The organism is Phormidesmis sp. 146-20 (genome assembly GCF_052939475.1).
Map to the genome: position 1 here is coordinate 13,022 of NZ_JBJPHT010000010.1, position 23,425 is coordinate 36,446.

The 23,425-nt window shown below is 48.1% G+C and carries 16 protein-coding genes; 2 read left to right on the plus strand and 14 right to left on the minus strand.

The window, feature by feature from the left end; all coding sequences use genetic code 11:
• Positions 1–94: 94 nt before the first annotated feature.
• Both ACKFKH_RS10820 and ACKFKH_RS10825 read right to left on the minus strand, forming a co-directional pair.
• Entirely contained in the window at positions 95–697 is a 603-nt protein-coding gene (locus ACKFKH_RS10820) for a DUF2231 domain-containing protein (RefSeq protein ID WP_446858294.1), read from the minus strand.
• Positions 697–1,194 (minus strand): DUF2231 domain-containing protein, encoded by a 498-nt coding sequence (locus ACKFKH_RS10825; protein WP_446858295.1) that lies wholly within the window; start codon positions 1,192–1,194, stop codon positions 697–699. The genes ACKFKH_RS10820 and ACKFKH_RS10825 overlap by 1 nt, the downstream gene beginning before the upstream one ends.
• Before the next feature lie 484 nt (positions 1,195–1,678).
• Between ACKFKH_RS10825 and ACKFKH_RS10830 the strand changes: the two genes are divergently transcribed.
• Positions 1,679–2,272 carry a cytochrome b gene (locus ACKFKH_RS10830; protein WP_446858296.1) on the plus strand — a complete coding sequence of 198 codons (594 nt, stop codon included), beginning with the start codon at positions 1,679–1,681 and terminating at the stop codon, positions 2,270–2,272.
• A 16-nt stretch (positions 2,273–2,288) separates the two neighbouring features.
• Here ACKFKH_RS10830 and ACKFKH_RS10835 read toward each other — a convergent pair whose 3' ends face one another.
• From ACKFKH_RS10835 to ACKFKH_RS10890, 12 genes are all read right to left on the minus strand, one after another.
• The gene (locus ACKFKH_RS10835; protein WP_446858297.1) at positions 2,289–3,215 is read right to left on the minus strand and encodes an alpha/beta hydrolase family protein; all 927 of its coding nucleotides are present in this window, start codon (positions 3,213–3,215) and stop codon (positions 2,289–2,291) included.
• A gap of 150 nt (positions 3,216–3,365) precedes the next feature.
• A complete protein-coding gene (locus tag ACKFKH_RS10840) occupies positions 3,366–5,573 on the minus strand; it encodes a CHAT domain-containing protein (RefSeq protein ID WP_446858298.1) in 2,208 nt (735 codons plus the stop codon).
• Between the two features lie 58 nt (positions 5,574–5,631).
• Positions 5,632–6,393: a DUF928 domain-containing protein gene (locus ACKFKH_RS10845; protein WP_446858299.1), complete on the minus strand. Its 762-nt coding sequence runs from the start codon at positions 6,391–6,393 to the stop codon at positions 5,632–5,634.
• A gap of 119 nt (positions 6,394–6,512) precedes the next feature.
• Positions 6,513–8,813: a CHASE2 domain-containing protein gene (locus ACKFKH_RS10850; protein WP_446858300.1), complete on the minus strand. Its 2,301-nt coding sequence runs from the start codon at positions 8,811–8,813 to the stop codon at positions 6,513–6,515.
• A 258-nt stretch (positions 8,814–9,071) separates the two neighbouring features.
• Positions 9,072–9,995, minus strand: coding sequence for a DUF1822 family protein (locus tag ACKFKH_RS10855; protein ID WP_446858301.1), 924 nt, complete (start codon positions 9,993–9,995; stop codon positions 9,072–9,074).
• Positions 9,996–10,254: 259 nt separating this feature from the next.
• Positions 10,255–10,944, minus strand: a complete 690-nt coding sequence (locus ACKFKH_RS10860; protein ID WP_446858302.1) for a sigma-70 family RNA polymerase sigma factor — start codon at positions 10,942–10,944, stop codon at positions 10,255–10,257.
• A 648-nt stretch (positions 10,945–11,592) separates the two neighbouring features.
• Positions 11,593–11,919, minus strand: coding sequence for a hypothetical protein (locus ACKFKH_RS10865; protein WP_446858303.1), 327 nt, complete (start codon positions 11,917–11,919; stop codon positions 11,593–11,595).
• A gap of 80 nt (positions 11,920–11,999) precedes the next feature.
• Positions 12,000–12,740, minus strand: coding sequence for a DUF928 domain-containing protein (locus ACKFKH_RS10870; protein ID WP_446858304.1), 741 nt, complete (start codon positions 12,738–12,740; stop codon positions 12,000–12,002).
• On the minus strand, positions 12,737–15,151 hold the full coding sequence (locus tag ACKFKH_RS10875) for a CHASE2 domain-containing protein (RefSeq protein ID WP_446858305.1): 2,415 nt from the start codon (positions 15,149–15,151) through the stop codon (positions 12,737–12,739). Before ACKFKH_RS10875 ends, ACKFKH_RS10870 begins: the two co-directional genes overlap by 4 nt.
• A gap of 229 nt (positions 15,152–15,380) precedes the next feature.
• Positions 15,381–16,421, minus strand: coding sequence for a DUF1822 family protein (locus ACKFKH_RS10880; RefSeq protein ID WP_446858306.1), 1,041 nt, complete (start codon positions 16,419–16,421; stop codon positions 15,381–15,383).
• Entirely contained in the window at positions 16,418–17,848 is a 1,431-nt protein-coding gene (locus ACKFKH_RS10885; RefSeq protein WP_446858307.1) for a hypothetical protein, read from the minus strand. Before ACKFKH_RS10885 ends, ACKFKH_RS10880 begins: the two co-directional genes overlap by 4 nt.
• A 912-nt stretch (positions 17,849–18,760) precedes the next feature.
• Positions 18,761–20,104, minus strand: a complete 1,344-nt coding sequence (locus tag ACKFKH_RS10890; RefSeq protein WP_446858308.1) for a hypothetical protein — start codon at positions 20,102–20,104, stop codon at positions 18,761–18,763.
• Between the two features lie 1,387 nt (positions 20,105–21,491).
• Here ACKFKH_RS10890 and ACKFKH_RS10895 point away from each other — a divergent pair.
• A complete protein-coding gene (locus tag ACKFKH_RS10895; RefSeq protein WP_446858309.1) occupies positions 21,492–22,871 on the plus strand; it encodes a polysaccharide biosynthesis/export family protein in 1,380 nt (459 codons plus the stop codon).
• Positions 22,872–23,425: the final 554 nt, after the last annotated feature.

Genomic DNA, 23,425 nt, shown 5'->3' on the forward strand with positions numbered 1-23,425 from the left:
AAGATTGACTACCAAAAGCTCTGAGAACTCGTAGCACCGTTCACCGTTTTTGAGTCAGTAACACGCTTTAATCAAAGTTTGACGAATACCAGACCTACAACTGTTGATTTGGATTTTCGCCCATTTTGAGCAGTTGGTCAGCCGTGGTGTGAATGCCAAACTCACCGCCCAGATGCGATCCCAGCGTCCCCTGTAAAAACATCAGCAAAAAGATAGCCAGCCCTGCTGCCAGATAGCCCCACTGTACCTGTCTGGCCATATCCTTACGCCAAAGGTAGCGCTGAAAGCCTCGCCAGACGGTCATACCGACCATGAGAGCCAGCAGCAACACACCTCCAACGCCATGCCAGAGCATCGTTTCCATCGCTTGCAGCCCCCAGGCGCTTTTGACATCGGTTAGCGGATCGGCCAGCAAGATTTCAAAAAACCCAGTCGCGACGGTCAAGAATGTAATCACCGCAGCCGCCAACACGTTGTACCAGCCCACATCAAAGAGGCCCGATCGCGTCACCGGAATCGCCAGATACTTAAAGACCGCTTTCTCAACCGGAAAAAGCACGCCCACAATGTCGAAGGCGATCGCTGCGATAAATAGTCCCAGCGTCAAATGCACCAAGTTGGGATGAATTGGAATCACATAAGGCAAGTCATTAGCACCGAGGCGATCGCCCAATTGGTTAACTAAATCCGAGTTCATCACAGTTCCCCTCTTCTGGTCGCTTCAACCACCGGAACGTTGTGCAATCCATAAACCCACACCAGCAAATCGCCGAGATAGGTTTGAAAAATTACCAGCCCGACGAGTAGCACACTCACGACTAGATAAGGAATGGGCAACTGCGGCTTATTTTGCGATCGAATCACATAGCGCCACCCCGTCACACCCGCCAAAATGCCTGATAACGACCAGCCCAAAATGGTGTGTAGATCCAACGTTGAGGTCGCAGCGTCATAGGGTTCGGCGAGTCCTGCTTCTACTTGTCCAAAGATCACCGCGATGAAGATCGACACGGTGGCAAATGCCAGATTCCACCAACTCACTTCATAGAGTCGAGGATTTTTGGTAAAGTAGCCGATTCCATCGCAGAATACTGCAAATAGCACCATCGCAATCACAAAGTGAACGACGATCGGATGGATGGTGTCTGGGTAAGGTAAGTTGTGCTCGTTGAGCGGTGGAAGGTAGTTAAACATAAGTTTTGAGCGGCATTAAGAGGGAGCAAAGCGGTAATAACTCAGTGAACTAACAACCGTCCGAATGATGCCACAAAATGTTTGATTTCTACCCTTCAGGATAGTGTTTTAGACCCTGACTTTCCTCTTTCTTTCAATTAATCTGTTTAACAATCTACCTAAAGAGAGATCTTTGTGTTGTGCTTATGGCTACAAGCGGCTTGAGTGCAACTTTGACATGGGATGACCAGCCCGATCGCTCACACTACAGAAGTCTTTCTGCAATGCTGAAGAGAATCCCGGAATGTGACTAAAAATTCAGAACTTAATCCCCTGTATTTTGGCTTGCCTTCGTTGACTAAGAAAAGGTTAATCAAAATGGGTAGAACTCAAGCCACAACTCTTTCTGAAGTTTTATAGAATGGGGAACAGAATCGCTCAACAAAGCCGCGAAAGAACTTGATCAAATTGACGTTAAATCACCTTCACTCCTGGGAGAACTTTGATGACCTCAATCCAACAAACCACCGCAAGATCTAGAGTTAATTCTGCTTTCAAACAGTTGATGTCGGTGCATTGGTGGATGGCTGCTTGTTATCTGGTGCTGTTTGTCGTGGGCACATTTATGGCTCAACTGCCGAGAGAAGTTTCCTTTCGGGGAGCGCTTTATGACTTTCATAAGTCGATCGGGGTGTTGACGATGGCGCTGCTCACCTGGAGAATTTTGGTATTGCTGCGGGTGTGGTGGCGCAAGTACACTAAGCGTTTTCCTAAGTTTACACCGGACTGGTTTAAGACAGTAGCGCTGCATTCCAGTCTGTATTTATTTATGTGGGCAGTTCCGATCGCGGGGTTTTTGCTCTCCAATTCATTTAGGAGCGGTAACGTTAAGTTCTTTGGGATTGTGCTTCCCGATTTATTTCCTAAGAATCCAGCGATGGTCGAGGTGGGAAGAAGTCTTCATTTCTGGTTGTCTTATACATTTCTGACGTTTGTTGTGATGCATTCGATCGCTCAGTGGAAAGTGGTCAAAGCAAACTGGCGGCGAATTACAAAATTTGTAAAATCAAAGACCACCAGTTCTGCCGAGATGAAATAGAGACCAAGTGATCGAGTTATCGAGAAAAAGCTTGATTCACTTCCTTGGGAGAGATCGAAAGGGTGCTCATCTCTCCGGTGTCTTTGAGAATCTTTTTGGCGATGATCTCATTGATTGGGGCAAGCGTGGCGAAATGGTCAACGTCTTTGACCTCAATAAACTGGACTTTGGGATTTGTTGAAGCTTCTGACATGGCTCGCAGCGAATCTACATTGCCCTCAGTTCCTTCAAAAACCCAGACGGGCGATCGGATAGAAGACAACCAATGGAGGGGCGATCGTACCTCGACTTCCTTCTGATTTGAAATATCAAATGGCAGAAACCCAGAGTCGGCTCCATATCGGGAGACATCCTCTACTGGCCCAAAAGAGAAGACCCCACGAAACAGATTGGAGGTCTGTGCAACCAGCAAAACCAGGGTGCCGCCTGTACTGTGACCGCCCAAATAAATCCGTTTGGGATCGATGTAATCCTGCTTTGCTAAATAGTTTGCGGCGGCGATCACGTCATCTACCTCGCCCAAAAAGCCCTCTTTGGTGCCTGGATTGTCGTTGCCCCCTCGCAATGAAGGGAACATCATCACAATGCCTGCTTTGCGAAACGCTGCCGCCGTTTGATCGTTGTCACGCGGAGCCGGAGACCAGATATCGCCGATCGTGTTGGAGTCGCCGCCTGTGATCCAAATCATTGCGGGATGTTTTTTGCCGTCGCCAGGATTGGGAGAAAGATAAGCCGCCAGTTTGCCGCTTGGAGCCGGATATTTGATCGTTTGAAAGATCGAAGTTGGGGCGGCTTCGACGGGCTGAATCGGGGCTTTTTGAGGCTGCACAACTGTCTTAAAATCTTGCCGGGCCTCATTCAAGGAGGCCGCGTGAGATCGTATGGTTGGAGCGCAACCTGTGAGCAAGAGCAGTGAAAGCAGAGTCGGGTAGGTAAGTTTCATCGTCAAGAAGCTGTGAAGCAATAGGTCTGATCACACAGAATGCCCCACAAGTTCTGTCACCGTCCACCCAACGTCAATCTAATTCAAAGTTTCCCACTCATAGGGGATTAGGGGAAATTCAATTGATGTCTCCAATTTGCCCAGTTCTCCTTACCAAGGGTTGCCAATTAGCGTGAATCCTGACCAGTAGTAGGGATGAGATAAATCAACAAATTTGGGCAACTTGGCGGGTAGAGGCTGTTTGCCACCTGTCCAGGACAATTGACCGTCTTGAATTTTGACCTGCTGACGGATCATTGCAATTTGGGCTTGTTGTATTGCTTCTGCTTTGGTGGATGACTTTGCTAACTGCTGATAAAATTCGGCGATCAGTCCCAATGTTCCCGTGTCGCTGACATACCACAAGCTGGCGAGAACTGATTTTACACCCGACTGGAGCGCAAGTCCGGCAAATCCCAAGGTGGTCGTACGATCGCCCACTGCCGTCCGACAAGCACTCAGAACCAACAGTTCAACCGGGGGATTGTCTAGCTTTAGGTCGCGAAGTTGATTGAGGCGCAGTTGTGTATCCCATAGCTGAATGTAGGAAGCATTCGAGGTTTGTAGAGACAGCTTTAAATCTTCTTTGGCAGCATTGGGGCGCTGATCTCCAGACTTAAATTCTCCGTGGGTGGCCAGATGCAGAATGCCAAAGGATTGAGGTCGCTGTTGTTTTAAGTTATTGAGCGTGAACTGCTCATTGAGAAAAGCTTTGCCCGACCAGAGGGTTTGAGTGATCAGCGCAAGTTCGATCGGGACAGCAGGTAAAGGAGACTGTCTAGGATCGGTGAAGGTTGAGCGACCCATTGCTAACACTTGCAGTTTGCGAATATCTCGATAGCGCGTGTCGGTGAGGCTCAGACTGGGCATCAAGCTAAGGCTGTACTTCTCAATAAGAAACTGCTGAGTGGTACGATCGTAGAGGGCTGCTAAAGGCAGTGTGCTAAGGTCTGGCTCCAAAATTAAGGTGATGTGCTGGATGCGTTGGGCTTTGAGTTCTGACTCGATCGGGGCGATGAGAAGTTGGTAGAGTTGGTGTGCCGATCGACGATAGCTTGTTGTACCGACTTTACTCGGATCAGAAATCTCACTGCGGAACTGATTCGTTAATTGTCGAATTGTTTGGCGAGTAGCGGCCGCAATGCGTTTGCGAATCGGAGGTCGTGAGTGAGCAACGATTACTAATTCGAGTTGGGCCTGTTCTGGATCAGTGTTGAGCGAGGCAGGTACAAAGGTGCCATACAGTAAGGCATTTTTAACCCCTGTTGCGGTTTGGATCGAGTCAAGAACAAGGCAAGCATTGGTCGAAGTCGGATGGCTCGATTTGAATCTGAAGTAGTTGGAGTAGGTTTGAGTCAGGGTAGCTTCTATATTACTAACGCCTGCATCTAGACAGGTTGCATCCATCAATGAGGGAGGGGGTGAGGCGCTGGCAGGTTGTGCGATGTCAGGACGTTTCTCAGAGCGGGTTGGCTCCACGGTAGCACTGCTCAGTCCAGAACCAACTAGCTGAATCGTGCCGTTTTGATCAATGGCTGTCGTTGCATTGTCGCCTGTGCCTCCGGTTAGCTGTCGAGGAAGCGCGATCGAGGGAATAGTCGCCGGAAACTTCAACAAACTGTCAGGTGAATTGAATTGGATCAGTGATCGTCCCCGAAAGACTGAAGGTGCCGGATTCTGTACAAGTGGAAGAGACGGTTTAATCGTAGGTTGTGAGAAGGTGAGCGAATTGGGTAATGGATTTTGGAGAAGATTGAACGTGATGGAACTACTAAAGCTAGATGATGAGAATGAAGACGAAAACGACGATGAAAACGACGATGAAAACGACGAAGCCGATGATGAGAATGACGACGACACTGATGATGAAAACGACGACACTGAGGACGATCGCAAGATATCTGAAGAACCTGGAAGTAGAGGGTCAGGAACAAAGGCAGCAGGCACATTGAGACTGGCATTGGCTCCAATAATTACGCCTGCCGGATTCAACAAAAACAAATTGGAGTTGCCGCCTGTTACTTGAATCAAGCCATTAATAACCGACGTTTCGCCTCCATTAACTCTGGCTAAAATGTTTTGAATGTTGGGATTCGACAAAAACGTAGCCACTTCGCCAGGGCTAAGTCCAAACCTTTGAAAGCTATGAAACAGATTGGCATTGATCGGGGTGCCTCCCGTAATCGTGTAGGTACTACCCGTTTGATTGATCACAGTGCCCGTTCCATCGATTCCCGGAGTGATGGACTGTGCCAACGTTGGATGGGCAGCGATCGCTCCCAGAATGACGGTTAGCAGCCCGATATGAAGACTCTGCACGGTGGCACCTCTTGATGTGAGGGATGAGGGAGAACTTTGTTCTGGTTCACGAGGAGGCTCAGGGGGTTTTGACGATCGCTTTGAGGGCGACTCGATTTAAGCCGCTGTCGGTGAGTAGGGTTGTCCAATCGTCCAGCGTGCGGGGGTCTTGGGGGCGATCGTGTAGCGTTTTGCCTAGCTGGGTGATTGCGTCATACCACAGTCCAGCTTCTGCATAGAGGGCAGCTTTTCGTCCCGGTGCTGATAAGTTGACTAGCTGGGGAGCAATGCGCTGGATGGCTGCTTTGACAAATTGGTTAGCCGAAGCATCATTTGAATCACAAAGTACCACAAAACTCCAGTAGTAGAGCTGATTGGTGGCTAATGTTTTATTGGCGGGCAGGCGAATGCCCATCACACCGGGAGCGGCGTTGGTAATGCGAACAATGGTCTGATTGCGGCTGTTTCCTTCGGGGTCTTGCTCTTTGAGTCGTAGTTCACCTGGTAGTTGAGGAGTCAGCCGATAGGGAACATACACCCAGAAAGTAGGCCGCGCTTCTAGTGTGCGACCCCAGACAAAATCGCTCTCAGTCGAAGTCGGCACCAATGCGGTGAGGGGAATGTCTACAGCAGGGCATTTACCAGTCTGTCCTCGGCTTCCTGCGCCACTGGTTTGAGTAGGATTGCCCGTCGGCGGCGGTAGCGCGATTTTGTAACGAATGCGAGTCCGTTTGGGGCGTGGTGCAGGTGCAGAGAAAGCTACCCTGATGTCATTCAGTAGCAGTGCCGCGATCGTTGCGGCTAAGACGGTGTATCGGAGAATTTGATTGACTCTGTACATTGGGAGTGTCCTTTGTCATTCGTCATTGGCTGGTCGTTTGATGGATGAACAAACTTGTTTTTATTTCTGGCTGCATTCTACAATGCTCGATCGCTAGTGTAATCATAAAGGACTGCTGTCTAGATCTGTTTTTGAAGTCTCTTTTTAGTTAAAAAGGTGTTGTAAATCACCAAACTACCACTGCTTGCCGAGAATGCGATCGCAGACGGGACTAACGGAATCCAACCGCCTTGCTTAAGCCATCCAAAACAAATGCCGCCTAAGAGGATTAGCACTCCTGCACTTGTGATGCTCCAATAGAGCAATCCAGTTCGCCCTGTCCACACTGACATTCCTGCAACCCACACACCCGCGATCGACCAGCCCCAGATCCAGAGTCCTTCTACGCCAGGAGACCATACCCAAAGTAAAGGACGCTGATCCAAAACAGCACTCAGTAGTTGGCTCACCATTTGGGCATGAATTACAACACCGGGGAGCGTCTGACTATTATCTCGGCTGTAAGGTGTCGCAAAGCGATCGATGTCTTCGATATCGACTCCAATCAGGACAATGCGATCGCGAATGTAGTCCGGGTCAGGGTCATTTAATACCTGGGTGACTGTAACTTGTTGGGCGACTTCGATCGGCGCTCGGTAGTTGAGCAAAATTTGAGAACCATTGGTCTCGATCATAGAGTAGCCCCCTGTTGGCACCTGCAATCGAGGTAGTAAAACTTTGCCAAGCTGCCAATTGTTGTTTGTTACAGTATTCGGCTTTCCCTTGTCTGCTAAGTAGCGAGCTGCTAATAAAAAACTCAGTGCATAGCCAGTCGAACAGGACACACCTGGTTTTGGACTTACGGATAATACCTGACGACGAATCACTCGATCGGGATCAACCACAACATCCGTAAAGCCCAAAGAATCAGGAGGAATATCAGGGGGTGGAGCAATTCCTTGACTTCGCTGATCGGGCAGTTTGCAGGGAACAATGACGCGATCGCTCGTTTGCAGGTGTTGTAGGAGTGCGGCGCGTCCGGTGCCCTGGGGAATATCACGATATAAATCTAAGCCGATCGCTTGAGCCTCATAGCGTTCTAGCTTTTGTAATAGTTGGGTAACTGTGCGATCGCTGAGGGGATATTCCTGAAGTTGTTGAAAGTCTTTTTCGGTCGCTTTGACAACCAACAACCGCTGGTCTAACCCTTCACTCGGTCGGAGGCGCATCAGACGATCGAAGGCTGCAAGTTCCAGCGATTGTAGTCCGCCTAGCCAGCGAATTCCTAGTATCAGAGCAGTTATTAGCCCACTGGTGAACAGTCGCAATCGCAGAGAAGACCGAGGGACGGAAACTTCTTTTTGTCTGGACAGCGTGTGCCAGCGAGGTGGCGGATCAGGAGAATGTTGACAGAGAACAGGAAGCCAACTAGCGCAGGGAAAGTCGTGTTCGAGTCCTTGTAATTGTTCTCGCGATCGACGGCTCGCCAAGTAGAGTGATTCGCCTTGCGTAAATTCAGATAGAAACACTTTGAGGAATGCTTGGGCAACCGGATCAGGAACAGGTTCTCGCATCACAATCATCTGAGGAAGATGAAGTTGAGCAAACTCTTGAGCAAACCCCAATCCATCACAGGAATTAAAAATGGCTAACTGTAAGCCTTGAGCGATCGCTTGTCGCAGTCCATACTTGAGTTCTTCCAGGGTGAGGCTTTCTTGTGGGTTGAGGTAGATTCGTCCGTGGTTGCCTTCGGTTTGGCTGTGTCCGGCAAAAAACAGAATGTCCCAGGGCTGGTTCCAAAGCTGTTGGGTAATCTGTTGGCGAGGTGGCTCGACGAGAAAGGTCACTTCAGCGGGCAACTGTTCCAAAATTCTGCGATCGGCTTCGACATCAATACCGGACTGATTACCTAGAATTGCCAAAATCCGAACGGGACGATCGGGCGATCGATCAACCTGAATGCGTTCTAAAGTCGGCACTGATAGAGCAATTTCTGCTTTTGGGTAGCGCTCTAGTAGATTCCAACTCTGCCAGGGTAACCGCTGGATCTGTTCGTCCTGACTTCGCACCAAAATCCGAATCACTTCTTCTGGACTCAACGCTTCTCTGAGCCGACGGTCAATGCCTCGAAAGGCGGGTGAATCTAACCAGGTGTTGAGACGATCGTGTAGTTCGCGGGCAAAGCTGCGACAGTCATCCAACTGATTGACCGAGCCACCATAGATGATCTCTTGCGGAACAATGCGAGTGTGATGTCCCAAACTACGATAAGCTTGCTGCCATCGGTGTAGAACCATGACCAACTCTGAGTTAGCCGGAAGAAACCCAACCATCTCGATCGCAGGTCGATCGCCATCGATACCGACTTCTAAGGCGACTCGAAACCCTTGCTCAAAGTCACCATCTAGCTTGAGGACAACCAGTTTCTCAACGTTTAGCACGATCGGGTTCTCATGAGAAGGGATGAGGGATGAAGCAGTGAGTTGTATTCTCGGATGAAGTGACTTAAGCTGTCAACTTGCTTGATTCTTCACCTCTGATTAAGCTGTGAATTCGATTAGGTTTTTGGTGACTTTAAAAACGGCATTGCTGAATCTAATCTGAATCGTTGATGAAAGTCCGAAAGTCCCCAAAAGTGGGGGGTTGGGGGCACAAGCTTCAAGCAGCGCAGCGAAAAAACTTGTCGAACTGATGTCTTCTTAGATTACAAACGCTTTGATAACGCTTTGTCGTCCTAATGCAATTTTGATGCTAAAGGTTTCGCCGATCGTGCCAGTAAACCTTAGTTGAATCATATCAGTATGGCGAGATTGGGCCTGCATCGCTGCACAGTCTTCTGCATCCAATACAATCACTTCTAGCCCAGCGGGTAAGTAGGTTTGACGATCAAGGGGACACACTCTAATCCAGACTTCCATCCATTCAGTGTCTGTAGGAATCACACCGACTAAAAGTGCGACGAATATTTCTTCTAGTCCAATTCCCAGGTTCAGCATCTTACTACGAATTACAGGCGACTCGACTGCTTGAAGCTGACTGGTCCCTCGAAAATTGAGAATAGGTTGTTGTCCAAAACATTCCTCTAGTGTTTGCCAACCTGCTTCGATCGTGCCCTCTAGCCAGCGACTTAGATGTGTGGGCGTTTCGGGTTCTGACTGCTTTAAGCGATCGAGTAACTCATCCAGCGATCGTAGCTGTGCGATCGACACGGTTTCAGTGGTCACCTGAGCAGTAAACCCTAGCAAAACTGCTTCTGTCAAAGCTTGATCAAACTGTACGGCAACATAGCCAATCCGGTCACCCCAAACTTCGGCGGGGATTTGACAAGTCACTTCGTTGGGCAAGACCGATCGACACTCTAATCGACCTACTCCCGTAACCATCAGGTCTGCAACATTCGATAACGCTTGCATCACCGGATTCCAGCTATAACTTTCTGATAGCTCCGTCGCAATCCCAAACCAACTTAAGTAAGCCTGCACTACTTGAACTGCCAAAGTATTCAAATAGATCTGCTTTGCCTTGTGAGGATGCTCTTGACGAAAGCGATCGGCTATTTCACGCGCTCTCAGCGTTATAGGAATCGTCACTGTTGCCTGATCGACTGTAGTAGAAAGATTCATGTTGAAATTAGCTCCGTTATAGGAATGAAGGTGTTGAAATGGATTGGGCTAGTTAACTGACAAAACTTTTTGCTTGACGGCTCAAGCCATAGTTACTAGAACTTCGTAGCTCAACTGATCTTGAAGCCCCCGGAATTGGGGGTTTGGGGAGGCAGAAGCTTGACATCGAAGCGAAAAAACTTCATCAAATTCGCAGTGGTATAAATTCACAGTGGTATGGTATCTAGCTTGCATAATCCGGTCGATAGATTCTCACGCCTCAAGACAAGTAGGCTCTTAACTGAGGCGCAAACTTTGTCAGACATCGTTGATAAAAGCTGCTGAGAGTCGGAATGCTAATGCCTAGTTCTAAAGACAGATCTTGCCAGGAATAGCCCGCAAGTCGTCTCAGTGCGAGAACTTGAAAATTGGCTGCTGGCCTACGATCGATAAACGTAGCGCGAAATTTACCATCTGGGTCTTCTTCTAAACACTGTTGGACTTGTTGGGACGGCAAAGGTACTAATTGGGGATTGACTTCGCTGGGGTTGCTGTGGTCGAGATCTTCCAAGGTCAAACAAATGACCCGACGCGGATCAATTCCTTTGGGTAAAGTTGGCAAAATGTCTCGGCTGGCTTCGATAAAAAACTGGCGATCGAGCAAAAAATTCACCCATTGCAGCACTTCTCCCCGGTGGGGTTGGTAAGCATCAATCTTTTCGCACAAATGGACAAACAATCGCTGTACCGCTTCGGCATAGATTTCGTCGTAGAATCCTTGAAACTGCGATCGACGGGGACGTACTAGCTTTTTTGACTGCTGGAGCGCCCGAATTAACTGAGATAGTGCGCGCTGACGGAGGCGACTTTTGGGCGGATGGTGTTGAGCGGCGATCGCCATCTGCTTTAACTGGTGGTCAAGCAAGGATGGGTCAAGCAATTGACTCGATGATGTCTGTGTTCCAGTCATATCGGCAAGATGCGTGCAGGGGCTTGAGGCGATCGAGCTTCCTCGTTTGTGAGGAATTCTGTCACCCTACATCACTCTTAGAAATTTTAGGCAGTTTTTATGCAAGATCGATAATTTTTTTCTAAATTCACGCGAGTTCGATGAAGTCTTTCGCTTCGTTTCACTCGGCTTCAGCCCCCTAAATCCCCCACAAGTGAGGGACTTTGAACGAGAAATATTGTCTCAAAGTCCCCCAAAATTGGGGGGTTGGGGGGCAGAAGTGCTGAATAACGAAGCGAGAAAATTCCATCGAATTCACGTTAAATTCACGCGAGATCGATGAAGTCTTTCGCTACTATCCATCCGAAAACGCCCCCCAAATCGCCGACGAGTGAGGGACTTTGAATCAAAACGCTTGTCTAAAAGTCCTTCAAAATTGGCAGACTGGCAGGCAAAAGCTCTAAGCAACGAGGCCAGAAAACTCTACTGAATTCACGTCTACTCAATCAAATCTTGAAAGTCCCCTAGAATTGAGGAATTTAGGGGGCGAGGGTCGGTAGCAAGTAACCGCTTGTGCCCACAACGTGGGGCAAGTCGGCGGTAAACCCCCAGATCTGCTCTGACTATTACCCACAAGTTCGGCTTTCACTAGACGGGAGCAGGACTCGCTTATTTCGAGCAATCACATAGACGGTGGCATAGGCAAAGAAAGAAGTCGTGCCCGATTTGGCGTGAGAACGGTAGATATAGGGCAACTCTGTCGCGGTGGGGGTGCCATAGTACGGAATCCAGATGCAGGTCGATTGCCAATCGCTGCTTGCCTCCGCGAATCCGAGATGGGACTCGGCTTTGCAACGCTTGATTCAGTTGCGCTTCCAACGCTTCCATATCGTTGAGTTTGTCGAGATGATAGCGAATCGTATTGCCCGTGGGAACACCTGTTAACTGTTGGGTTGTATGCTCAATGCTGTCTTGTTTACTAGAACTCGATTTCAAGAATTTTATTGAATGGAGGCTAAGGGGATCGACTCTATGCAGCTTCCTAAAGAATTGGTATTAGACAGTATTCTCTGTACTTACGGTGTCGCGATCGCTTCATCTGCCACCGTCTCTAGCTCGATCGCTTTCAACAATTCCGCCCAGGTAGAATCTCTCGAATTGGTACGACGCAGTTCAGCCGCAGTCGCCAAAGCATCAAACCAAAAACCATTGGTCGCATACAGCCTGACTTGTTGTTGAAGCGTTGCCGTTTTGAGTTTCTGAGTCACATCAGACGGAAGCGTTTCGCGTTGAATCCAACCATCGACAAAGGAATCTGGTGGCGAAACCGATCGACAGTACAGCTTAAAAAACCAGTGGTAGCGCTTGCCAGCTTGTAGCGGAGTCACCGTTGCGGGTAGTTTCAAACTCAAGACCCCTGCGGTTTTGGGCAGCGCTACATTTGATTGGTAAATCGAGTTGCCGTCTTGATCTTGCAAAACAAACGTTGCAGTTGATAAGGAACGGTATGGCACATAAAACCAAAACGTGGGATGTTCTGCCGCAGTTTTGCCAAACACCATTCTCAAACTCGCCGTCTTCTGGATTGGCACCAAAGCTATTAGCGGTTTAGATTCCTTAGAGGACTCCTCGACTCCACAGCCTCGGCTCCCTGCATCCGATCGCCGTCCGGGAACTCCTGTACTAGGTGGCGGATCAGCATTAAAGATAATCGAATCCTTGAGAACGGATGGCACCGACTGCGCCTGTCCCTGATGACTAGAGGAGGCAACTAGGAATGCGATCGCGAATAGAGTTGTTTGTTTGAGTCGAGTCATGGTTTTGTTGATGTATTAATGTGATTTCTGTGATTTCGGTCTTGAGTTGCGACAATAAGGACACCGCTGGCAATCATGAACACAAACACAGTCGGAACGAGCGGCACCCACTGGCCTTGTGTCAGCCCATAAAAACAGAGAACGCCTAAAACTCCCAGTGCCGTGACTTCTAGCCCAATCAGCCAGGGAACTGAGCGACATCGCCAGACCAAAACGCTACCCAGGACAGCCCAAGTCCAGACCCAAAGAATTTCTACTCGCCAGCCCCAACCCTCGATCGGTGCGCGTCCGTTCTCAACCGCACTAATCAACTGGCTCACCATCTGCGCCTGAATAAACACGCCCGGTATTCTCTCACCCTCTGGCGTTGTTAGATAGTCTTTGCTGCTCGGTGCAGTGACCCCAATTAAAACAATGCGATCGCTCACATCTTCTCGCTTTAGTCGCCCTGCCAAGACCTCTTTGAGCGTGACAGTAGGAGCCGGACTGCGGGAGGATTGAGAAAACCGATAGTTTAGTAGAATCTGATAGCCTGCGGTGTCTGCTTGTTGATAACCCCCAGTGTGCTTGTGTAATCGCCGAAAAACCTGGTTGCCCAATTGCAAATCTCCCTGGGATGTATAGCGAGGAACAATCCCCTCAGCTTTGAGGTACTGAAATGCTAATCGAGTACTCAGCGCATAGGGGGTACTACAAGCGGCTCCTGGAATCCGATCCATAAATAGCAGATGGCGACGAAGTACAGTATCTGCATCGGTGATGACATCGCTAAACCCCTGACGATCGCTCGGTAGATTGGGCATCGGAGCAATTTCGGGGTAGTTCGCTTCTGGGTCGGCAACTTTGCAAATCGCGAAAAAATTGGGCTGATTCAGGTTGGCGGCTAGTTGGGTTGATAGTGGATCAAGGGGAAAATCACGATAGACATCCAAGCCGATCGCGCGAGGTTTGAGCAGGGTCAGGGTGTGCAAAAGCTTTGTCAGCGCCAGGTCTGAGAGTGATCCTTTGCGTTGTGCTTGTTCCGGTAGTTTCAAATCATCCTCAGTGATGGCGACAATGAGAATACGCTGGTCGGGCGGTTCTGAGGGGCGCAGTCGCAGAAGTTGATCAAAAGCTTGTAGTTCCCAGGACTGTAATCCTCCCAGGTGGCGAATTCCGAGTACGAAAGCGGTGGCGATCAGGCTCGTGAACACGATCGCTTGCCAGGAATGGTAAACCTTATTGGGATGTACTTGATTAGGATGTACTTGATTGGGATGTACTTTCTGAGTTCCACACCAGTCCTGCCAGGTAGATGGTTCTACGGCTGGATTTTGACACAAGACGGGCAACCATGAGGCACCCGGAAACTCATCTTCTAACCCCTGTAACTGCCGACGAGCCTGCCGCACCGCTAAGTAGAGGGATAAGTGCTGTTTGGCGAATGCTTCTAAAAAATGCTTAAAAAATTCCTGAGCGACTTGATTGGCAACAGGCTCTCGCATCACAATCACTTGAGGAATCTGTAATCTACTCAAGGCAGCCGCTAACCCCAACCCATCACAGGAATTAAAAATTGCCAGCTTTAGGCCATTGCTGACTGCCCCCTCGATCGCAGCCTCAAACTGTTCGATCGTCAGACTGTTGTGCTGCAAATTCTCATTGATATAAATGCGTCCCGTCTGGCTCTCTTTTTGACCTTCTGTTTGGCTGTGCCCTGCAAAAAAGAGCATATCCCACCCTGGTTTAGCCCAAAGCTGCTGGTTAAATTCTTGACGAGACGGATTCACCAAAAACTGAGTTTCTGCATCGTTTAGCGCCTTGAGAAATTGCCCGTCGCGCTCTAAGTTAATGCCCTGACTGTTGCCCAAAACGGCTAACACTCTGGCTTTTTTGCGAGGGGTGGGCGGAGTCGCGTGATGAAACTGATATTGTGAGCAACTCAACGCCATTTCTGCTTGGGGATAGTCTCTAAAGAAATCCCAGCGCTGCCAGGGTAGTCGTCGCAACAGTTCATCATCAGTCTCAATTACAATTCGGGCTTCCTCCAAGGGCGTGAGTTGCGATCGCAATTGTCGCTCGATCGGCAGAAAGGTTTCTGACTGTAGCCAGGTATTTAGGGCATCCTGTAAGCTTTGGCAGAGTTGCTCAAAACTGACCTGAGAGACGTTGGTAATGCCAATTTCATCAATTTCTAGCTCATCGTCAAGGTCATGGCTGGCTCCCGTGATCGAACGTAAGGGGCGGCGATCGCACAGACTTTGATAGAGTAACCGCCAGTCTCGGTACAGGTTTATGACGGCAGGGGCGGCGGGTAAACTGCCTACAAACTGCTCTGGTCGAGAGCGTCCTGCCCACACTTGAGCCGTGACTCTCGGCAAGCCACTATACAAGTCTCCAGCTCCTAAATGGATCACAACCGACTTGGGCATTTGCTAATCTCAGTCAGAGTATAGGTCTTCTCAAGGTCAGATTTGTTGAGCGAAGCAACTTTAGTATGGAGCAAAGCGTGAGTATGGAGCAAAGCATGGCTACAAATGTCCATCCAGGGAGTGTTTGTCCGTTTTTCCTGACAAGACTTTATATCAGCCCTCTCAGAATAAGCTCAGATTCAACTCCTTTACTCACCCAGAGCAGTGATTGTTCACATCATAATCTGATTTAAAGCTCAAAGTTTTCCTCAATCGTTTCGCCATCTAGATGAATGACAACACTAAAACGAGTTCCTGGTCTACCTTTGACTGGTTTTAGTTGAATGTAGTTGTCCTGACTCCTTGAAGTTACTTCTTGCAATGTTTTACCTGTGGGCGATCGCAAGCTCAATTTGAGATCTGGGATCAAGTATCGAGCTTCTCCTGTGGGATGCAGTTGTACTAACACCCCCAACTTTCCTTCTGCTTCTGAAGTAACATTCACCAGGAGCGCAACGCCTTGTTGTCCAAGCTGTACACCCAGGTTGATTAACTTTCCTCGTTTTGCTCCTGACTCGGTGCTGCGGGTCGTTAAGGCTAAATAAGCTTCGGGGTTGATTAATTGGTCGATCGTTTGCCAATTTTGATCAAAAGCATCCTGAAGCCATTGAATCAATTTTGTAGTTGTCTGGGTGAGCGTGACTAAAGATGGGTCTGGGGCTGCCCGAACTGGTAAAGGAATCGCCGCAGGTTGTAAAGAACGACAGTAAAACAGCAAATGATTAGGTTCAGCATCGAGTAACGAAAGGGGTAGCTGGTAGAAATCGCTTTGTACCCGATCGCGCGCGCGGTAGTTCATCAGTTCATCAAAACGCAGAAAGCCTCGCACCATAACCAATGCTTGCTCTTCTGACACCTCATGCACAACATAGAAATGTGCGGCTAGTTCAGGGTGCTCGATCAGAGCTTGAGGAATTTGCACGCTCTCATCTAGCACATGTTCGACGGCAATCAGACAGAATTTGAATCCGTTCACCTCAAGGTGACATGACCGAATCGAGCTATTGGGTGGAGTTTGCGCTAATCGGTTAATCGCGTGTTCGGGTAGTCGATCGCTCAACCATTGCTCAAAACTTAGCAGCGCTAGTGCATTCAAATAGCTTTGCCATTGTTGCTCCTCAGAAGCGGCACTGCCCATCAGTTTTGCTTGTTCAATTTGTTCAGGCTCCAGCCAGATTACCTCCGGCGGCAATTGTCTAGAACTCATCGGGAAACTAGATAAGTTAGTCATGGGGTTGTTCTCTTTAGTCTCAATGTATTTAGATGAACGCGAAGCTGTTGTGCGTAGACGCTATTGAATGAGCGACTTTTACCCGCTCTCATTTCTTCTACGGCCTCTTGAAAGATTTCCTGATCGGCAACGGCTTCTACTTGCTCTGCCAAAGTTCTCAAGTAGTTCGGTTCGGGAGGGGTTTGGGCAAATCCCTTTTGCTGCGCCTGTTTTAACAAACGATCGAGTACCTGTTGTACCGTCAGCGCCCGCACCTTACTGAGCAAGTCTCCAGGATTTAGAATGCGTCTGGCTTGATCCCAACTGCTCATTCCCAACCTTGGGGCAATCTCTCTGAGAGATAAGCCCTGATCATAGTAGAGTTGCAAGCCGGGAATAAACTGAGCCGCCAGAGGTGCGTACTTTTTGCTGTGTTCTAAAGCGGTGGTGCGATCGCTGACTTCCTGAACAATTCCGTCAATCAGTGCCCGGTTGAGTTGTTGATGAAAAAACGTCAGTAGCTCTTGCTGCTCTAGATCTAACTCGTCCACATCGCTGCTTGGTAGATCTGACCGCATGGTGTCACGCCCAGTTTCAGAATCGTGGACTTCTAGCGGGACGCGATGCGACCAAATATCGTACTGCCTGAGTTGTACTGCCACCCGTTTTAAGGTCTGCATCAACTCACTAGTTGTAAAAATCACTACAGACTGCAACATTGCTATCATTTCTTGCAGTTGCTCAATCGAGGGGTCGGGGCACCGCTTAACACCCGTAGCTTGCTTGCGACGATCGCGCCGATAAACTTGATGAAACACCTCAACTAGAGAACGATCGTGCTCTGATAATCGCTCTAGCTGGTGGGGTCTGGCTCGATTTAATAGCGCCCAATCACTGAGATGCTGAAATCCAAATTCTGCTAAAAACTGTTTGAGTTCTGTGTTCTGTTTGGTGCGTAGAAAGGCCCAATTGTCTAAACTCAAGCTGGACTGACCGTCAGAATTAAACGTCCGCAACACATCAACCGAAAAAAACTGATACGCCGTCGGCTGGGGAGGTTCGTCGCCCATTACCAGTAATTGAGCTTTGCGATCGCCATCCAGAATCACGAATGTTTTTCCATCATCATTCAACACAAAGGGCAGTAAGTCGCGGTATGTGAACGATTTCTCGCTGCCAAATAGACGGTCGATCGTGTGGCAAGCTTTGAGAATTGAGGCAGACACATAACATCTGAGACAAAGCCCAGCTTGAGCCTGAGTCTTGGTCGTCCCAGTGGCGTTGGGATAAAAATAGGACAGTAAAGCAGATTGAATGCCTCCATCTTGAGAACTAGAGAGATTTTGGACAAACTCTTGTGCTGAGGGAATCAAACAGTTTTTATACCCCAACTTTTCACTAGCAGGACTAACACACCAAATGCTTTCGTATCTCGATGAAGCAGTCATAGATTTTACGCCCCCTAAGAATTCCGAAAGTTTTTGCCTGTCCACGTTGGTCAATAGATGCCAACCCGATCAACTGATGCAGATCTAGCAGTATTTTAATCTGAATTGACAGAGGACTATTGATAAAACGTTCACAGTAGAAAAAGGCGGCACGAGTAAGTTAACGATCGAGTCCGAAGAGTTTTTGACGGACAATGCTAACAGTCGATACATGAACATTGAGTCATTTCAGCCTTAACCTCCTCAAAAGCAACTGTTGTCTGAACAACAATCCATTCATAGAAAAGTTCTATTAACTTCATGAATCTTTGAAGTGGCTATTTCCGCCTGTCATGTTCACCGCTTAATTGCATCAGTTCACATTGACATCTACTAACTCAATGTAGCGGAGCAAGTCCGATTTGGAATCAACCAATTCAATTATTCAACCATTCAACTCACCAGGAGCCTTCATTATGAGACTTACCTATCGCGGTAATGCTTGCAACGTACCTGCCACTATCAAAGCCCTCGTGCAACTAGCTGTCGCTATCAAAACTCAGCGGAGGCCTAAATGTGAGGTGACTCAAACACTCTGAAACCATTCATTTCCACGCAGTACAGCCCAACTCACCAAGCTACTATTGCCCGATCGAAAGCACCAAACTACAGTTCTGCAACGGCGCATTCAACGTCTGAATCGAATCTGGCAGCTAGATTCCAGCAAAAATCTATCTTAATTCACGACGTAACTACTCAGGGTGGAATATTGAGAGAATAAGATTTTGAATAAAGCACTTGGCAGCGCGTCTAGAACCTTGAGAGCCTAACCCTAACAATCTACATCGTTCAAGAGATCACGAGAAACTTAATTAATGGGAACTGCGATCGCGCTTTGTCCTTCTAGTCCCAGTTTAAGGAGGCATCTACAATTCAGTCACGAGGTCTGCTCTCTATAGATTGTCTAGCTAGTAAAACGATCGATTGCTGCTTATAGTCCACAAATCCATAGATCGGGGTCAGCGCCTGGGGATTTTTGCTGCTTGTTTCCCAGCGTTTTTGGTAGTCTTGAGGATCTAACTTCAACACTGTAAACTCCCCTACTTGTGGCTTGTCGATCGCGGTTTGTGCAATGTCACAGGGCAATGGCAAAACGGCAATTCCAGCACTCGTCGGAAACTTCTGCGGAAGGTCTAAAAACGCTTGTAGCTCTTTGTCCGCATTGGATAGGGAAGGGTCTACCGTCTGAGCCGCCTTGAGTCGCGCATCCCTGGCAATCTCGGCTTTTGAGCTTGTAGCAATCTCCCCTATCACTAGTTCAGAAACGGGTCTGGAGGCTCGATCGGAGAAGCGTTGATTGTTAGTTGCAGAAGAGGGATCAGCCTTGACTTGGGGACTCACACAACGAGCATCGGTAGTCGGTTGGCTTGAAGATGCGGCGATCGCAGAAGTAGGCGCAAACGTCTCATTAGAAAGAGTTGGAGGCAGCGAAGGAGTTGGCAGGCTCGCAGAGGGCGTGAGCGGCGAAGCCGTCAGAGCGGGGAGCGCTGGAGAAGACTTGGGAAGCAATCCCTTCAAGTTATCCGCCAGGGGTCGTTTCGAGTTAGTCGCGAGGGGTTGCTTTGAGTCACCCGTCAAGGGTTGCCTAATCACCGGAACTGTGGGAACTGGTAAAGGATCAGATAATGAAAGGGACTGCTGGACAAGTAGCTCCGAAGAAGACTGAACTGGAGCCGCAGAGGATTTTTGGGGGGGTGCGTCTTTAGGTTTTTGGCGAGATTTTGCTGGAGTCGATCGTGATTGGGGAATAACTTCGGGTGGAGCAACTTGGGGCGGGGTCTTTCTGGGCTTGGGGGTCTTTTTGACTTCGGGTTGAGTTGTATTTTGTGGAGACTGAGATTTAGAATTGTTGGCTAAGCTAGCAATCACAATGCCAGAAATCAAGGTTGCTCCTAAAACACTACCGCCCGCTAGATAAAAGGGTAAAAGATTTCTTGAAGTAGGGGCTTCCGCAGTGTCTGGGGTGAAGTAAGCAGGCTGTTCTACATCTTCGTAGTAGTAGCGAAAATAGGTGATTGGCCCCTGCTGTATTGTCTCATAGGGAGCTTTTGTGGTTTCGGACACTGTGTCATCGTTCGTCGGAGTCGCTGTTTCGCTAGAAGATTCTTTTTTGAATGCTGTTTTTTGAGCGATCGTATTCATCACAGGGTCTTGAGGACTAGTGACTTGTTCAAGGCTGCTATCCTGCGGTTCTTTGGACTGATCAAACTCAGTCATCGTGGGCAAGCTCCTGAAATTACGGCGATCTTCTAGTCCAGACAGAGCGATCTTTGTTGGTCTTTGGGTAATTCGAGCGAGGCGGCAATCGTGCCACATGGAGCTAATTGCTCTCTTTGAGATCGAGTTCATATCAGTCCAACGCTTCTCCACCACAGGGATATATTCAACGCTATTTTCACTGACCAGATGAGTCCGATGCTATCCGTTTATTGTTACAGACCTTGTACGGAGAATCAGGAAGATTTATAGAAGGGGAAAGCAATGCTATCTATCCGAGTTTGGTAGCTTGCAACTAAGATTTTTAGTTGTAGCTACTCTCCTGTCTATGGATGAATTTGATTGTCTCAAGATGCTCCATGAAAGTGATATGTGCTGCTAGTCAGTGTGGCTGGTTTTGCAGTATCAAAGAAAGCAGTAGAAAAAAAACTCAATCTCAATTCTCAAGATTTGCCAGGTAGAAAACACGACCTTGAGTGGTGTATTTCTTCTTACGGTGAATGCTGCCCTAAATCTTGCTAACTTGGCTTAGTCGATCCCCCTGGTAGAATAATAGCTATGACAGTACCAGCCAGTACAATTTCGGAAAAGGCTTTATCGAAATTACACAAAGATGTACAATGCCACTCAATCAATAAAAGTGAGACAAGTTGGTAAATTCACTTTAATCAGGTTTCTTCATCAGGACTAAAGTCACCACCTTATATAAGGAGGAAGTTGACTTGAACAGGGACGCGCCTTAAGTAACCGAGAACACAGTCACGCTGAGAAATAAATAGAGGCGATCGAGATACCTCCATAGATCCTAAAAAACTTCTGGATTAGTGTTACAGGCTACTTTAAATAAACTCGATCGCAAGCTTGCACTTAAAACGACTCCTTTAACTGAAGCTCTCCAGCCTATCTGTGAGGACTGTTTACAAGCAGTTTGCGCGGTTTTCAAGTCCTTATTTCTTTTGGTCGTAGGAGTATACAGCTTTTTGACGCTTAATCTCTTAGCCCCTAAGTATAAAGCCGTAAAACTTCGGTACTTTAGCTAATTTATTCTTATTTATAGAAAAGCTCCGGAATACACGCAGTGGCTCAGTAACTAGTTGTGGGAAGACGACTATGTGCCAGTTTTCCTGCAACTTTGTTTTGATGGCGATATGGTTTGCGATCGAGACAAAGTGCTCGTCATACCCATTATTCAACACTTAGGGATTCTCCAAACGTTCAGTTGGCTCTGGTTGCGATTATGACCTTAGTGACCTGGTTACGGTTACAACGCTGAAACTTTCTAGCCTTAAACTGTCTCATGAAGGATTTACGCCCCATTCGACCTGTTTGCAGAAGCACCCTTGTTGTAAGTCAGCGAGATAATCTGTGTTGGCACTGGCTGATCGCGATGAGTCAACCTTTGCTCTTGACATTGTTACTAAGTGCAGTTTTGTTTCCTGCCACGATCGCGCATGGTACCAAGCCGATGCCTCCCTCTCAACCTGCTTCTACCTTGGAGTCGGATGGCTATGTGTTAGGAGCGGGCGATCGGGTTCGAGTTGAGTTCTTTAGTGTGCCGGAGTTTAGCGGAGAATATTTAGTGTTGCCCAATGGCACAATTAACTTTCCTCAGGCTGGGGCGATTGTTGTTCAGGGTAAAACATTAAGACAGGCATCTGATGAGATTGTGGCGCGGTTTACGCCTTATTTAACACGCCCGATCGTCACCCTCAGTTTGACCGTCTCACGCCCAATTACGGTAGTTCTTGCAGGAGAAATCAACCGTCCTGGCTCTTATACGATCGGCAATGAGACCGTCCCAAATCTGACGCGCACCTTGCAGCTTGCCGAAGGGGTGACTCAAGCAGCAGACTTACGACGGGTACAGGTGCGACGGCGATCGACGACACCTGATCAAGATGAAGTCTTAACCGTGGACTTGTGGCAGCTTTTGCAGGCGGGCAACACTCGTCAAGACCTGCGACTACGGGATGGTGATAGTGTTTACATTCCCACTGCTACTAACGTCAATTTGGCAGAAGCTCGTCAACTCGCCAATGCTAACTTTGCTACGCGCAGCACTCGTCCACTCAAAATTGCGATTGTTGGTGAGGTCAGCCGTCCTGGCCCCTATACCATTAGTGATGCTGGAGGTGGGGGCAGTCAAGGGGCTAACCAATCTCAAGCAACCAGCGTGACAAAGGCAATTCAGATTGCAGGGGGCATTACTCAATCAGCAGATATTCGTAATATCCAGGTGCGTCGGCTGTCTGCTGGAGGCGTAGAGCAGCGAATCAAAATCGATTTTTGGCAACTGCTGTCGGCGGGGGATGTGCTGCAAGACTTACCTTTACAGGATGGCGACACGATCGAGATTCCCACCGCTACCGCAATGAATGATCAGGAAGTCACTCGAATTGCTGTGGCAAGTTTTTCACCCGATCGCGTTGCGGTCAACATTGTGGGTGAAGTAGAACGTGCCGGAACAGTCACCGTTGCGCCCAACACACCTTTAAATCAAGCACTACTAGCTGCAGGAGGCTTTAACAGTCGCGCTAGAAAACGATCAGTGACGTTAGTTCGCTTAAATCCCAATGGCACCGTGACTAAGCGTGATGTCTCCATCAATTTTGATCAGGGAGTCAACGAGCAAAATAACCCAGCGTTACGCAACAATGACACGATTATTGTTCGCAAATCGCCTTTGGCAGGCGTTACAGAAACGTTGGGTGCAATCACAGCCCCGTTTTCAGGCATCTTTAGTTTCTTCCGCTTGTTTGGCTTGTAATACCAATTGGCGTTGCTGAATCATGGGATGAATTGCCCAAATGCAAAGGGGAACTAACTATTCAAAGTCCCCCATTTAGGGAGATTTAGGGGGCGAAAAGATTAACAACTCCCACGCATTCATCCCTTCAATCAGCAACGCCTACCAATTTACTCAAGTCCTTTTGATTCGCTGTTTCGTCTTTCTAAGAAGTTGGACTATTTGTTAATTTTTTGACAACAGTTCTTAGTCATGAGGTCACATTTTGAAGTGAGTTTATGGTTAATGCTTCTTATAAAACAACAGCGAGATGTAATCTATAAACGAAGTCTTTAAAGGCGTAGATTACGCTGATAATCAGGCTTTGTGGTGCCAGTCTAGTAAACGAATCGACTGCTTTTGTATCGTCTCAGTGGAATTGCTGGTCGTGCTTTTACAGCAGGTTTGCTTAGATCGTGGAAGAATGTTCTAAAAGTATAAAACGCACTTTTGGATTATTAAGTTTACGTAAAAATAAGTAAAAACCGATGTGTCACTTCCCAAACTGGGTGATAATGCTCTGTAAGAATACCACT

Excerpts from the sequence above, each read along its gene's own strand:
- ACKFKH_RS10860 (WP_446858302.1), bottom strand. The coding sequence starts at position 10,944 with ATGACTGGAACACAGACATCATCGAGTCAATTGCTTGACCCATCCTTG.
- ACKFKH_RS10895 (WP_446858309.1), top strand. The coding sequence starts at position 21,492 with ATGAGTCAACCTTTGCTCTTGACATTGTTACTAAGTGCAGTTTTGTTT.
- ACKFKH_RS10825 (WP_446858295.1), bottom strand. The coding sequence starts at position 1,194 with ATGTTTAACTACCTTCCACCGCTCAACGAGCACAACTTACCTTACCCA.
- ACKFKH_RS10880 (WP_446858306.1), bottom strand. The coding sequence starts at position 16,421 with ATGACTAACTTATCTAGTTTCCCGATGAGTTCTAGACAATTGCCGCCG.
- ACKFKH_RS10875 (WP_446858305.1), bottom strand. The coding sequence starts at position 15,151 with ATGCCCAAGTCGGTTGTGATCCATTTAGGAGCTGGAGACTTGTATAGT.
- ACKFKH_RS10835 (WP_446858297.1), bottom strand. The coding sequence starts at position 3,215 with ATGAAACTTACCTACCCGACTCTGCTTTCACTGCTCTTGCTCACAGGT.
- ACKFKH_RS10885 (WP_446858307.1), bottom strand. The coding sequence starts at position 17,848 with ATGACTGCTTCATCGAGATACGAAAGCATTTGGTGTGTTAGTCCTGCT.
- ACKFKH_RS10890 (WP_446858308.1), bottom strand. The coding sequence starts at position 20,104 with ATGACTGAGTTTGATCAGTCCAAAGAACCGCAGGATAGCAGCCTTGAA.
- ACKFKH_RS10820 (WP_446858294.1), bottom strand. The coding sequence starts at position 697 with ATGAACTCGGATTTAGTTAACCAATTGGGCGATCGCCTCGGTGCTAAT.
- ACKFKH_RS10845 (WP_446858299.1), bottom strand. The coding sequence starts at position 6,393 with ATGTACAGAGTCAATCAAATTCTCCGATACACCGTCTTAGCCGCAACG.
- ACKFKH_RS10870 (WP_446858304.1), bottom strand. The coding sequence starts at position 12,740 with ATGACTCGACTCAAACAAACAACTCTATTCGCGATCGCATTCCTAGTT.
- ACKFKH_RS10855 (WP_446858301.1), bottom strand. The coding sequence starts at position 9,995 with ATGAATCTTTCTACTACAGTCGATCAGGCAACAGTGACGATTCCTATA.
- ACKFKH_RS10830 (WP_446858296.1), top strand. The coding sequence starts at position 1,679 with ATGACCTCAATCCAACAAACCACCGCAAGATCTAGAGTTAATTCTGCT.